The sequence below is a fragment of the Gardnerella swidsinskii genome (genome assembly GCF_023277705.1).
Classification (GTDB): Bacteria; Actinomycetota; Actinomycetes; order Actinomycetales; family Bifidobacteriaceae; genus Bifidobacterium; species Bifidobacterium swidsinskii.
Genome location: NZ_CP083176.1, coordinates 1,148,826 through 1,162,333, shown reverse-complemented (window position 1 = coordinate 1,162,333; position 13,508 = coordinate 1,148,826). Strand labels below are relative to the sequence as shown.

Below are 13,508 nucleotides of genomic sequence, written 5' to 3'. Positions count from 1 at the left end.
AGTAACGAAATATTTTCTGCAATTCTTTAATATTACAAAATTATTTTACAATTATTTTTATACTATTTCGCGATTGCTTCCTCTATAAACGGAAGCATTACTTTAGCTAAATCTTTGCCTTGAGGAGCTGCAAAAAATGGCACGCCTTGCAAAGTACCAACAGCACCTTCTGCTTCAATTATGCGCATTTGAGCATCATCAAAATCATCAATATCACCAGAAAACTCGTTAGCATTATGTAATTTTTCGATCGCCATAGTAGGAATTTCTTGTGCATCTTCACACGTAGTATCAAGAGCATCCGAAAAAACATATGCACGCTTAGACGCACTTAAAGCAACCGCAAAATCACGAGATAATTTACGACGAAAATCCTCAACAGTAGCATGCTTACGCAATTGCCTAATACCTACTGCAAGCACACGACCTGGATGCTTACGAATAATATTCGCATACGTTAAAGGATCCTTTTGACCATCATCGCCAATAAGCACAAAACGCATACCCGGAAAATCATCCATAAGCTGAGTTGCAAATTCTAATTTATGCTGCGGTCCGTTTGGGATAAAAGTTTTAGGACGTGGATCCAAATCACGAAGAAGAAGAGGACCCTCAGGAAACTTTTCGCGATCAATAAAGTGACGAATTGAAGCCTCAACATTCCACGGAGAAGTAGAAAGATAGAAAAATGGAATATCGTCACGTAAACGCTCTAAAGACTGGAAAAACTCAGACATTCCAGTAACTGGCGAACGATGAGCAGGATTCATAATAAGCAAATTATAAGCAGCACGAATTGGCGAAGGCGCTTGAGTTACCATAATAGTGTCGTCAACGTCCGAAATAACACCAACAGGAACATTTGCGTCAATAGCAAACAAGCTCGCTTTTACAGGCTCACGATCACTAACAGAATACGAAACAACGTGACGACCAGGCTCTAAAGCGCGCTCAGTAATTAAATCTAAATACCCTGCACGGTCAGAAATACAATACTCTGCACTACCATCGCGCGAACCTTCAGGCTTATCGTATATTTCAGAATCGCCAATTTGAGCTGTTTCTACAGGAATACCGTCAATAGACAAAGCCACGCGCACACGCACAGCAGGAACAACAAGCATCGCGTAAATTCCGCGTTTTAGAGCAGAATGATGACCAAGCTTTGGAGCATACACAGTTCTGCAAATCAAGCGAGCATATCTATGCGTTCCGTATCCAATATACGGCTCAACACTTGGAAACCAGCCAAGACGACGAGCAACACGACCAGCAAGACGCATCCACATGCCGACAATAGACGTAACGAGCCTGCGACCAAAACGCACAAGCAATGGCTTATTGTCAATACACTCAGCTTTAGACGGAGTATCAAACAATGTTGCAGTAACATGCACAGGAATTGGCGCGCTGCTAATTCGTCTAGACGCAGCTAACTTCGGAGTAGATTGTGGGCTTTGCACATACTCAAGATTAGAACGCGCAGAAAGCAAAAGTTCTTCGGCGCGTTCATCTTTGTTAAGTGAGTTACCCACAGATTCGCTCATTCGCGTACCGGACCATCTGGAGTCGTGCCAACAATTTGCACAATAGTGCCACGTGGGCAATTTTCAAAAATCCAGCGAGCATCCTGCTCATACATGTTTATACAACCATGAGAGCCGTGATTTGCAGCATCGCCAGTTGCAATACCCTTATAATTCCAAGAAGCAGTGTGGAAGCCTTCTCCACCATGGTAATAGCTAACCCAACGCACTCCAGGAGAGAAGTAAGGAGAGCCATCGCCGTTCCTACCGCGCATATCCTGTGAAGCATAACGCAAGTAAATAAAGAATGTGCCGGAAGCTGAATCATCAGCACCGCGCTTACCTGTGCAAACAGGGAATGTTTTTACAAGTTCATCATTCTTATAAACAGAAGCCGTTTGGGTTGTTTTGTCAACAACAATGCGCATTTCAACAAGCTTCTTTTCAACGGTAAACTTAGTGATTTTCGCAGGAACAGCCATCTTGAAATCATTGCCATTGCGCAAAGATTCTACAGCCTTTTTCGCAACACTATTGGAATAGTTAATTTCAACACCATTAGAACCTTTAAGCGTTGTGAAAATAAACCTACCTTCTTTATCAATTGCATCTTCTTGATTAATTTTTTGCTGATTAAGTTCTTTTGGAAGAACTTGAGACAAATAATAATCTGCTTTATCTGCATCAATTGTGTAAGAAAGCTTACGGCGAGTCGTATCTGCTTTTATATTGATCCAAGACGCAATCGCTTCTTTTGGAACCGTAAAATCTTTACCGTCACCGTTATTAAACGTGATTTTTTTCTCAAGAAGTTTATTTAAATCATTTACAAGTTTCTGCGCTGCATCAAGCTTAATAGGAGCGTCAGTGCGTCGAGATGTAACAGAAACTTTTACTGTTTTACCAGGGTAAGCAATTAACTTTTTTACTGCTTCACGAACAGACATAGTTTCTATAGTGCGACCAGGTATGCCATCCTCTACCTTGTAAGATTCAGAATCCTTGTCGAAAACTGCACTATAAGGTACAGCACGATCCTTCTCACGAATAAACTTATGCAATAAGTACGAATCCAAAGCAGAATCATCACGTACAGCTTTCAAGCTCACAGTTTGATGAACCCAAGGCATAATACGAGTAAATAAATTATCTCGCTTAGCATTCATAATAGCTTTTACAGTTGCGTTCTTATCAATCTTGACACCAAGCTGACTCAAATCTGCATCAATACTATTTCCTTGATCGTCACTAATTTCTAATTCGCTATGATCCACAGCATTCTGAACAGTCTTGATTACAGAATCTTCCTGATAGCCAGTGAGATTGCGCGTAATAGAAGCATCACCAAAATCAACACCTGGAGCAACTCGATTGTTGAAATACAAATGAAGTGCAAAAAATGCTGCTGCTAACAAAATAACAAAGATAAGAAGCGAATACATCAACGCCAGTGCGGAACGATTCGTACGATGTTTCTTTGCTTTCGGCTCTACTACTCTAAATGAATCGGTTGCAGTTGAATCGGCAGGAGTTGCATTTGCATACATGCCATAAGATGCAGCATTATTACCAAACACATTCTTCTTATTACCCGCAATATCTTCAACGATATCGTCAACAATGTCTCCAGAAGTATCTTCTTCATCGGCGACTTCGCCTAAATTATCAGCAAGAGTTCCCTCATAATTAACAGAATTATCAGCTATTTGATCTTCTACATGACTTTGAGGAACCTGCATAAAAGCAACAGTATCGTCACTAGCATCATCAGGCATATTACTAGGTGTAATATTGAGGGATTCATCTCCCTCAAAATTTTGCTGTAATTCAGCCATATTCAAAACCTCTGCTTAATAATTATATGCGACAGACACGCTTGCATAGTTTACCACTAGCGACGCACGAAATTAGTATTAGCGAAGCAGGAGAGCATAACTGGTTACATAACTAGCTATATAACTAACTAAATATTTAGTACAGAATTAATGCGAATAATACACGTGAAAAACGAGCAAAGAACAAGCAAAAGCAGCAAAATGCACAATTAACTAGCAACTAGCCGACACCTGATGAGTAACTAATAAACATCTAATACAAGCAATAAACGATATTTATAAAAACAATACATACTATACAAATGTGTAAAAAACGTAAATATTCGCAATATGCCGCAAAATTTAGTATTGTAGAAAAAATAATGTGCAAGAATAGGAGGTATGCCAACTATGCCTATTCAAGCGACTATTGCTCTTATGATGATTGTATTCGCGCTTGTACTCGCTCCATTCGTCATCATGATTGTTTCGCGCGCTTTAAAACGTCATCATTTGGCAGAAAAACTTGCTCAACGACATGGCGACTCAGTGCATTACGCATTCATACTTAATCCTTCAAAACCACAAGCGAAATCGTATCGCGAAAGTATTAAAAATTATTGCAAAGAACGCAATTTAACCTACGAAATTATTGATACACAGTTAGATAAAGATGGACGCGAATGCGCTTTAGAAGCACTTTCAAACGGAGCTAACGTAGTAGTAGCAGTAGGCGGAGATGGCACGGTTCGTACTGTTGCGAGCGCAGTAAGCGGTAAAGGTCACGCGATGGGAATTATTCCTATTGGAACTGGCAATCTTTTTGCTAGAAATATGGGAATTCCAGTAAACGACGTGGATGCTGCGTTGCGTGTTGCAACTTCTCACGGCTCTAGGCAGGTTGACGTTGGGCGCGTAACGATTCTCGACAATCCAGAAGAAGATCATGGACACGCATTCTTAATTATTGCAGGCATTGGTTTTGACGCGTTAATGATTGACGACACTGATCCAAACTTAAAAAAGAATATTAGTTGGCTTGCTTATTTTGTCTCTGGCGTAAAGCATTTGTTTATGCCAAAATATCGCGCAACCGTTACCTTACAGCGTTCGAATGGCGACGAAAGCGTGCTAAAAGGATTGACTTTCCGCACACTTATGGCTGGAAATTGCGGTCAGATTCCTATGTTTTCGCTTATGCCAGAAGCAGCATATGACGATGGTGTGCTTGATTTTGAGATTATTGACACTTCGGGCGGTTTAATTGGTTGGGCTAATTTGTTCCGAGGAGTAATACACCAAACGCTAACAGGGCGCGCGCTCCAGCAGGATTCGCTTTCTGCAGGCTCAAGAATTGACCAAACGCAAGGTTTTAGCGCAGAAGTGCAATTAGAAAAAGCGGCGCCAGTGCAGGTGGACGGCGACATTTTGGGTTACACAAAACATTTGCGATTCACTGTTGACAAACAAGCACTGTGCGTGCGCGTGCCGGCAAGCGTAAAAACTAGCGTTGCTTCAGAAAAAATATAAAATACAAGCGCCGTGGCAAAATAAAAAATTATGGTAGCAAAAAATGCGGGAATGCCCGCCACCCCAGAAGATCTAGTCGACGTCGACGCTTTGGTTGGCGCTTACTATGATGAAGTTCCAAATTCCAACATTCCAGAACAGCGCGTGATTTTCGGCACGTCCGGTCACCGTGGTTCTGCTTTAAAAACTTCGTTTAACGAAGCTCATATTGTGGCAATTACACAAGCTATTGCTGAATATCGCAAAAAAGCTGGCGTAACTGGCCCTCTTTATATTGGTCGCGATACGCATGCTCTTTCTGAGCCTGCTCAAAAAACCGCTATTGAGGTTTTGGTTGCTAACGGAGTTCACGTTCGCGTGGATTCTCGCGGCGATTTCGTGCCAACTCCTGTTGTATCCCAAGCTATTTTGACGCATAATCGCGCAGCCGACGGCACTCAGCGTTTTAGCGGCGACGGCTTGGCTGACGGCATTGTCGTCACTCCTTCGCACAACCCACCAACCGACGGCGGTTTTAAGTACGATCCTGTAACAGGCGGTCCTGCCCCTGCAGATGTAACTAACGCAATTGCAGCTCGAGCAAATGAATTGCTCGACAACTACAAGTCTGTAAAGCGCGTACCTTTCGAGGAAGCAATCAAGTCTGATTTGGTTGAAGGATTCGATTACCGCGAACACTACGTTAGCGATTTGGCTAATGTAATCGATTTTGATGTGATTCGCTCTAGCGGCGTGCGTTTGGGAATTGACCCACTCGGCGGCGCAAGCGTAAACTACTGGCCACTTATGAACGAAAAGTATGGCCTGAACATTGGCGTTGTGCGTCCAGAAGTTGACCCAACTTGGAGATTCATGACTATTGACCACGATGGCAAGATTCGTATGGATCCAAGCTCTCCTTACGCAATGAAGGGCTTAGTTGATCAGCTTAACGCTGGCGCTTGGGATAAGTACGATTTGGTTGGCGGCACCGATCCAGATGCTGACCGTCACGGTATTGTGTGCCCGAACTGGGGCGTTATGAACCCGAACCATTACATCGCGGTGTGCGTGGAGTACTTGTTCGGCGGTGCTCGCCCGGATTGGCCAAAGAATACTGCTATCGGCAAGACGCTTGTGTCTTCTTCCTTGATCGACCGCGTGGCTGCTTCTATTAACGCAAAGCTTGTGGAAGTTCCAGTTGGATTCAAGTGGTTCGTTGACCCACTCTTTAGCGGCGAAGTTGCTTTCGGCGGCGAGGAAAGCTCCGGCATGAGCTTCTTGCGCAAAGATGGTCGCGTGTGGACCACCGATAAGGATGGCTTGATTCCTGATTTGCTCGCTGCGGAAATTACTGCAAAGACTGGCAAGAACCCAGCTCAGCTTCACCAGGATCAGGTAGCTCGTTTTGGCGAAAGCTGGTATAAGCGCGTCGATACCCCAACAACACTTGAGCAAAAGCAGAAGTTTGCAGCTTTGAGCGGCGACGACGTTGAAGCAACTAAGCTTGCTGGTGAGGATATTACCGCAAAGCTTACGGAAGCTCCTGGAAACGGCGCAAAGATTGGTGGCTTGAAGGTGACGACTAAGAACAACTGGTTCGCTGCTCGCCCATCTGGTACCGAGAATATTTACAAGGTTTACGCAGAATCCTTCGTTTCTCCAGAAGCACTTGACAAGGTGCTTGAGGAAGCTACTGCTGTAGTCGACAAGGCTTTAGCGTAACGTAATAATCTTGCGTAAATAAAGAAATCTACTAATTGCGCTGGTTGCAATCTGCAGTCGGCGCATTTTTGAAAGGTTTTGTCATGATTGTTGTTTCAACAGACGGTTCCGCGCTCGGAAACCCGAATGGTTCAATGGGTTGGGCGTGGGCAGATCACATTGACGAGTCTGGTAGCTCTAACGAACATCATCACACAGGCAATGCAGATGCTGGAGGCGCAACTAATGGCACAAATCAAATTGGCGAATTATGCGCGGTTTTGGAAGCTTTACGAGCACATCCTGGAAGAGAGCCGCTCACAATCGAAAGTGATTCACAATACGCTATTAACTGCGCAACTACGTGGATTCACGGATGGAAAAAGAACGGTTGGAAAAACTCTAAAAATGAACCTGTTAAAAATGCCGAGCTGATTCGAGCAATCGACGCGGAAATTACTAAGCGCGAAGGCGCCGTGAAATTCGTGTGGGTTAAGGGTCACGCAGGAAACGAAGGAAACGAAAAAGTTGATACATTAGCGCGCGGATATGCGGAAGATTGCCGAAATGGTTTGAAGGACGGATACTTGCCTTTAGAAGGCTGGAAGTCGCTTCTTGCTTCTGAATATGCAAAAGGTACGAATGTGCCAAGTGATGCGAAAATGCTTTTAGACGGCAAAATTTCTCATGCAAAATACCATCTTGAACGCACAGTTGGCGAAGATATTAATCCTGATTTTTCTGCACAAAATAGTAAAAACACTAGTGGTCTAACTGAATCTGCAAATGAATCAGCGCGCGAACAAGCGCGTGAAACAAAGCGTGAAACGTTAGAAAATAGCGAAAAAGATGCACTATCAATAGAAAATGAACAAGATGCACACCAGCAAGATGCACACCAGCAAGATGCTATAACTATTGTTCAAGAAGTTCCAAAAACAAAGCAAAATGTTACGCAAACTGCATCTAAACCAGTTCAAGGATTAAGTGTTTCTGGCGTGCTGCAATTTACTCCACCACCAAACACAAGCCCAAGTTTTAACGGCGAGGCGCGCTTTATTTCCGGCACAATCAACGTAAACGGCTACGTAGAACCAGACGGCACCTTGCATTTATCTCCAACCGCCTTCTACCTTTCATAGGTTACTTTGGAATTTGCTCGGCGTTGAGCTCCAAACGTAGTAGATCGCTCGCGCGGTCTAGGCGCGCTCGCTACTGAGCTTGCGTTGAAAGCACACCGTGCTTTCAACTTGAGCAAGCTCACGCTCCGAGTTGCTTTCGCGCGTTACACTTTGAGCGCGAAAGCAGGTCGTCACGCCCGCGTTTGGAGGGTGCGAGCGCCCAGCTCCGTTCAAAAAATCTGCACGCAGACTAATATGGAAATGTACGAAAACGAGGCACGCATAAAAGCATAAGCGCCTCTCCCGCAAATGCGATGGAAGTTCATCGACGAACTCGGGAATAACAAAACATAAGAAAGCAGGAATAATGGATAAAGCACAACAAGACGCGCTTAAAAAAGCAGCAGGCATTGAAGCCGCAAAGATTGTAAAGAATGGAATGATGGTTGGTCTTGGCACCGGCTCTACAGTGCGCTTCTTGGTTGACGAGCTTGGTCGCAGAGTTAAGGAAGAAGGCTTGAGCTTTACGGGAGTTACCACTTCTCGTCGCACACAAGAGCAAGCAGAAGGCTACGGCATTAAGATTCTCGACATTAACGAAGTGGATCACATTGACGTTACAATCGACGGCTCCGACGAAGTTGACAAGAATTTCAACGGAATTAAAGGCGGCGGCGCAGCTCTTCTTTGGGAAAAGATTGTGGCTATTAACTCTGACCGCATTGTGTGGATTGTTGATGCAAGCAAGGTAGTCGACACGATTGGCAAGTTCCCACTTCCTGTTGAGGTGATTCCATTCGGCTCCGCGCAAGTGATTCGTAAGTTCGAAAAGCGCGGATATAAGCCAGTTTTGCGTCTTGATGCAGACGGCAAAGAAGTTCGCACCGACGAGAACAACTTCGTGGTTGATTTGCATATGGAGCGCATTGAGCATCCACAGGAGTTGGCGAAGGATTTGATTGAAACTGTTGGCGTTGTGGAACACGGCTTGTTCTTGAACATGGTTGACACCGTGATCGTCGGCGATCCTAACGGCCCTCGCACGCTTACCAACCCAAATAAGTAGCGAAACTAAGCGAAAAGTAGAGTCTGTAAACACGGGCTCTATTTTTTTGTATATAAAAAAGCGCCGGAAAACCGACGCTTCAAAAAAAAGTCTCACGTGCCTAAACGTTCAGACACGCATCAACGCATAGCAAGAAAATTACTTGCGCTGGTGACGAGTCTTACGCAGCAGTTTGCGGTGCTTCTTCTTGCTCATCCGCTTGCGGCGCTTCTTGATGACAGAACCCATCTGAAGCCTCCATTCCTATGTAAAGTGTGCAACTTGCCTAATGTTACACCGTTTTAACGACTTTGTGGAGTGATATTACAAAGAACATCATTTTTTTACAACAATTTACATTGGGAATCTGTGATAAAAACGCTCTACTGCTTGCTTTGCGCCGTTCACTTCAAAAACAGCGGTATCGTTCTGCCACAATGCACTAGCCTGTGATTTATCATTTTCATCATTTCGCAACACATAGCTACCGGAAGTCTTGCCAGAAACTTGAATTTTTCCACTTGCGATATCAGAACCCTTAAGTCCATCAACTAACGCCTCATACTGTTTGTTTGCAGAATCACGATTCGACCATTGAGCAACAGTTACAGACACTTCCCCATCTGGCTGACCAGTTGAGTACTTAACAGAATATTCCTCCAAAGGCGACGATTCAGTCCAAGTTGCACTAGGTATAGCGTCAACACGAGCGAAATCAAGTACGCTATCTGGCATAGCCTTAAGCAATGCCGTAGAAGATGCTGGCAAAGGTTTCGATGGTATAGAAGGCGTTTTAGGCATTACCATATGATTTTTGCTCGCAACGTTTTCGTGATTTAATGCCCAACCTGGCCACATAAATGCTGAAATTAGAGCCAAAACCACAATTACTGCAGCTGAAGTCAACACAACTAATAACTTGCTGTGTGATGAATTATTGACACTTGAGGAATTCATATTCAACGCACCCATCTTTGAAGCATTCATACTTGAAGCATTCGATTTCGACATACTTGCATTATGTCACATCGCGATGACGCTTTTAGTACGCAAAAGCGCTTTACAATCAAAAACAAATACAAAATATGATTGTCTAATAAAGCGTATAGCGTCGAGATATGGCTAGTAAATCTACTCTTCACTATTTATGTTCCGAATGCGGTTGGAGCGGCTCAAAATGGTACGGTCGCTGCCCTGAATGTGGCGAATGGGGCACAGTGAACGAGTTTAGAGAAGCGCGAGTTAGCGGATTATCTCGTACAACACGTACACCGCGCGCAACAACAGCATCGCGCGCATATTCACCAGATAGCATAACTACTTCTAATCGCAATAGCACACATTCAACTCTCGATTCAGCAACATCCGCGCAACCAATTAGCGAAATTCAAGCAGACGACGCAATGCGCATCCACACTGGTTTTAGCGAATTCGATCGCGTATTAGGCGGAGGACTTGTGCCAGGCTCCGTAACTCTTATAGCAGGAGAGCCAGGTATCGGAAAATCAACACTACTTCTAAAAACAGCAGCTTACGTATCTAAGCAATCAAAAGAAAGCAACACTCCCCCGGTATTGTATATTTCCGGCGAGGAATCAGCAGCACAAGTTAAATTGCGCGCGTCTAGAATTAACGCTGTAAACGATTATTTATTACTTGCAACAACAGGCGATCTTGACACTGTGCTGGATCTTATTGAAACGCATCACCCTACGCTTGCTATTGTCGATTCTGCGCAAACGATTTCCGCACAAGAAGTAGATGGTATTACAGGCGGTTCTACACAAGTTAGAGAAGTTGCGAGTGCACTTATCGACGTTGCTAAAGCTAACAATATTCCGATACTTTTAGTTGGGCACGTTACAAAAGATGGTTCAATAGCAGGGCCGCGAACGCTTGAGCATTTAGTTGACACAGTATGTCAATTTGAGGGCGACACACAAACAGCACTACGCATGCTAAGAGCCGTAAAGAATCGCTTTGGACCTACAGACGAAGTTGGATGCTTCGACATGAGCGGTGAAGGAATTGAAGAAGTGCCGGATCCTTCCGGACTGTTTTTGTCTTCTACAGAAAACGATAATCAAGGTAAAAATGCGCAAGATGGCACAAACGACGGAACTTGCGTTACTTTTACGCTTGAAGGACACAGAAGCCTGCCAATTGAAATACAAGCACTTGTAACGCAATCAGCTCTGCCTACTCCTCGCCGCGCAGTTTCTGGTGTTGATTCTAACCGTCTTGCAATGCTTACAGCAGTTTTGTATCGTCACGGACGCGTTAATTTGCTTGCAAAAGATTTGTACGTATCTACTATTGCAGGAGCGTTGGCAAAAGAGCCGTCTTGCGACTTAGCAATCGTAGCAGCTTTAGCTAGCGCTGCTGCCGGGAAAGCAGTAACTCCTAAAACTTGCGCAATTGGTGAAATGAGCTTAACTGGTCAAGTTCGCCCAGTGCCAAGAATAGAGCCGCGATTGCGCGAGGCTGCGCGAATAGGATATAAGCGCGCAATAGTTTGCCATATGCGGAAAAACGTTAATATTCCAGGATTAGAAATTATTGAAGTTAGCACAGTGCGAGAAGCGTTGAAAGCACTTGGGCTATAAGCTAAGCAAATGCCCAAGTGCTACTACTTTAAAGGATTTCGCTTGTGCTGCACACTGTTATAAGCGGTGTAAAAAGCTCCATAGTTTTAAGAGCTAGCTTATGATTTTCCGGCGTGCTTCCTGCACAAGCATCTTCTGCAATACGCACAGCAACGCCATTATCCGCTGCAGCTAAAGCAGTTGTTAATACGCAACAATCTGTTGCAACTCCGCAAATTGTTATTTTGCGACATTCGCCTAATGCAGCCTTAAGTTTCGTACCCCACTTTCCGAAAGTTTCGCAAGTAACTACAGTGTGACCTTCCGCAAGTTCTGCTGTTTCTGGAGTGAAGTCATACATTGGGTCGTCAGGTTTTACGAGGAATTGTGGCCAATCTTTAAAATAGTCAACCCAAGCGTTTTCTGGCTTAAGCGGTGCTACATAGCGCGTGTAAATTACTCGATTACCATAAGCTTTTGCAAGTTTTGTAAAAGCTTCTGTTGTTGAATCGTAAGTGTGATCTGCACACGCCCAAGTCGACCACTCACTTTCGCAAAAAACGCGCTGTCTGTCGATTACCACTAACCATTCGTCTTCTTTAATCATTTGAATATCCTTTCATACGAATATCCTTTTTATTTTTATTTTTATTCTGCAATTTCGCTTGTCTGCAAACCTACTTCGCTTGTTGGCAAATCCGCTTCTTGCTCAGCAATATCTTTACGCTGGAAAATTAAAGAGCCGATCAAGCCGATTAGTAGCGCAACTATTACGCCCAGGTTTGCACCAGCCCAGCTACTTGATTTTCCGCCAACAAGCCAAAGCAAATAACCTTGCCATGTAAGCCATTTCGCTGCAAAGTTTACGACCAAACCCCATCCAACAATCGTTCCAACGCAAAGAATCGCAAAAGCTTTAACATTCCAAGCACCGTAGCGACCTTCCGGCTTATACAAGTCCTCAGTGCAATAATCTTTTTTGCGAACAAGCACATCCGTAGTAAACATTCCAGCCCAAACAGCCATCGGCACTCCCAAAGTCGTTAAGAAGCCTTGGAATGGTCCAATAAATGTGTCGGAGAAGAACGTGACATAAACAACACCAAGAGTAGTTAGAACTGCAGTAATAATTGCTGCAACAGTTCTAGGAATACGTATTCCAAAAGATAGCAACGCAAGACCGTTTGAATAATTGTCCATAATTGCTCCAGACATAAGTCCTAGAACCGCTACAATCGTGTACGGAATCAAATACCACGCTGGCAAGATTGCAGCAATTGCTCCAATCGGGTCGTTTCCAACGTTTTGAGCTAATTCCATATTAGAAGCTGCGAGTAGAAGACCGTAGAAAATTAGGAACACGTTTGCAATTGACGCTCCAAAAGTAGTCCAAAAAACGATTCCGCTATTTGAAGATTTTCTAGGCAAGTATCTAGAGTAATCAGCCGCAACATTAACCCAGCCTATGCCGAAGCCAGTCATAACGAAGAAGCAGCAACCGAGCATTGCAGGAAGAGATCCGTTTGGAATTTGACCAATCGCAGCAAAGTTTATGTGTCCCCAACCTAGTACGAAGAATCCAAGAGTGATTATTCCCGTTACAATTGTTATAACTTGCTGGCACTTCATAATTAAGTCGTAGCCGTAAATTCCAACAATTACAATTAATCCAACTACGATGATTGTGCTCACGATTTTAACACTCGTACCACTACCCCAGCCGATCTTTTCTGCGGCTGTTGCCATTGCAAGAACGGCAGTTATTGCTAGCGAAATCTCCCATCCGAGCGTTGCAATCCAACTTAGTGCTGCTGGAATGTTTGCTCCACGTACGCCGAACGTTGCGCGAGTCAATACCATTGTTGGAGCGTTTCCACGTTTGCCGGCTATTGAAATCACTCCAACCAGCAGGAATGACACAATTACGCCGATTATTGTCATTAACGTTGCCTGCCAGAAGGATATTGCAAAACCAAGCGCCCACGCTCCGTACGACATTGCAAATACGGAAATATTCGCTGCAAACCACGGCCAGAATAGGCTTGATGGCGTTCCTTTGCGCTCGCTTTCACTGATTGTGTCTATGCCTTGTTCCTCAATGCTTAAGGAATGTTGACTCGACGAGTCTGTGGCTTGTTGAGTTTTAGATTCTCCTACTTGAGCTTTACTCATTTTTCACCTAGCTTCTTTTTATATTGATTTTG

At 44.0% G+C, this 13,508-nt stretch carries 11 protein-coding genes; 5 read left to right on the top strand and 6 right to left on the bottom strand.

Annotation, left to right across the window (positions count from 1 at the left end; genetic code table 11):
* Positions 1-62 precede the first annotated feature (62 nt).
* Together K9E37_RS04665 and K9E37_RS04660 are read right to left on the bottom strand one after the other, a co-directional pair.
* Positions 63-1,547 carry an App1 family protein gene (locus K9E37_RS04665; protein ID WP_102703358.1) on the bottom strand — a complete coding sequence of 495 codons (1,485 nt, stop codon included), beginning with the start codon at positions 1,545-1,547 and terminating at the stop codon, positions 63-65.
* Positions 1,544-3,361 (bottom strand): L,D-transpeptidase, encoded by a 1,818-nt coding sequence (locus K9E37_RS04660; protein WP_116773817.1) that lies wholly within the window; start codon positions 3,359-3,361, stop codon positions 1,544-1,546. The genes K9E37_RS04665 and K9E37_RS04660 overlap by 4 nt, the downstream gene beginning before the upstream one ends.
* Before the next feature lie 381 nt (positions 3,362-3,742).
* On the opposite strand from K9E37_RS04660, the gene K9E37_RS04655 reads away from it, so the two are divergent.
* The 4 genes from K9E37_RS04655 to rpiA all read left to right on the top strand — a co-directional run bounded on the left by K9E37_RS04655 (position 3,743) and on the right by rpiA (position 8,740).
* Positions 3,743-4,870 carry a diacylglycerol/lipid kinase family protein gene (locus K9E37_RS04655; RefSeq protein WP_102703356.1) on the top strand — a complete coding sequence of 376 codons (1,128 nt, stop codon included), beginning with the start codon at positions 3,743-3,745 and terminating at the stop codon, positions 4,868-4,870.
* A 30-nt stretch (positions 4,871-4,900) separates the two neighbouring features.
* Positions 4,901-6,574, top strand: coding sequence for a phosphoglucomutase (alpha-D-glucose-1,6-bisphosphate-dependent) (gene pgm / locus K9E37_RS04650; RefSeq protein WP_004134346.1), 1,674 nt, complete (start codon positions 4,901-4,903; stop codon positions 6,572-6,574).
* A 35-nt stretch (positions 6,575-6,609) separates the two neighbouring features.
* Complete coding sequence (locus tag K9E37_RS04645) at positions 6,610-7,695, top strand: ribonuclease H family protein (RefSeq protein WP_248893118.1); 1,086 nt, start codon at positions 6,610-6,612, stop codon at positions 7,693-7,695.
* Between the two features lie 346 nt (positions 7,696-8,041).
* Positions 8,042-8,740, top strand: coding sequence for a ribose-5-phosphate isomerase RpiA (rpiA, locus tag K9E37_RS04640; protein WP_004105437.1), 699 nt, complete (start codon positions 8,042-8,044; stop codon positions 8,738-8,740).
* Between the two features lie 138 nt (positions 8,741-8,878).
* On the opposite strand, the gene K9E37_RS04635 is transcribed toward rpiA, so the two are convergent.
* Both K9E37_RS04635 and K9E37_RS04630 read right to left on the bottom strand, forming a co-directional pair.
* Positions 8,879-8,968: a 30S ribosomal protein bS22 gene (locus K9E37_RS04635; protein WP_004268639.1), complete on the bottom strand. Its 90-nt coding sequence runs from the start codon at positions 8,966-8,968 to the stop codon at positions 8,879-8,881.
* A gap of 105 nt (positions 8,969-9,073) precedes the next feature.
* Positions 9,074-9,730: a hypothetical protein gene (locus K9E37_RS04630; protein WP_004109607.1), complete on the bottom strand. Its 657-nt coding sequence runs from the start codon at positions 9,728-9,730 to the stop codon at positions 9,074-9,076.
* Between the two features lie 107 nt (positions 9,731-9,837).
* On the opposite strand from K9E37_RS04630, the gene radA reads away from it, so the two are divergent.
* Positions 9,838-11,325 (top strand): DNA repair protein RadA, encoded by a 1,488-nt coding sequence (gene radA, locus K9E37_RS04625; RefSeq protein ID WP_116440351.1) that lies wholly within the window; start codon positions 9,838-9,840, stop codon positions 11,323-11,325.
* A 28-nt stretch (positions 11,326-11,353) separates the two neighbouring features.
* Here the strand turns inward: radA and K9E37_RS04620 are convergent, their stop codons facing one another.
* Positions 11,354-11,911 (bottom strand): cysteine hydrolase family protein, encoded by a 558-nt coding sequence (locus tag K9E37_RS04620; RefSeq protein ID WP_004109612.1) that lies wholly within the window; start codon positions 11,909-11,911, stop codon positions 11,354-11,356.
* 41 nt (positions 11,912-11,952) lie between these two features.
* Positions 11,953-13,476, bottom strand: coding sequence for a purine-cytosine permease family protein (locus tag K9E37_RS04615; protein ID WP_248893116.1), 1,524 nt, complete (start codon positions 13,474-13,476; stop codon positions 11,953-11,955).
* Positions 13,477-13,508 lie beyond the last annotated feature (32 nt).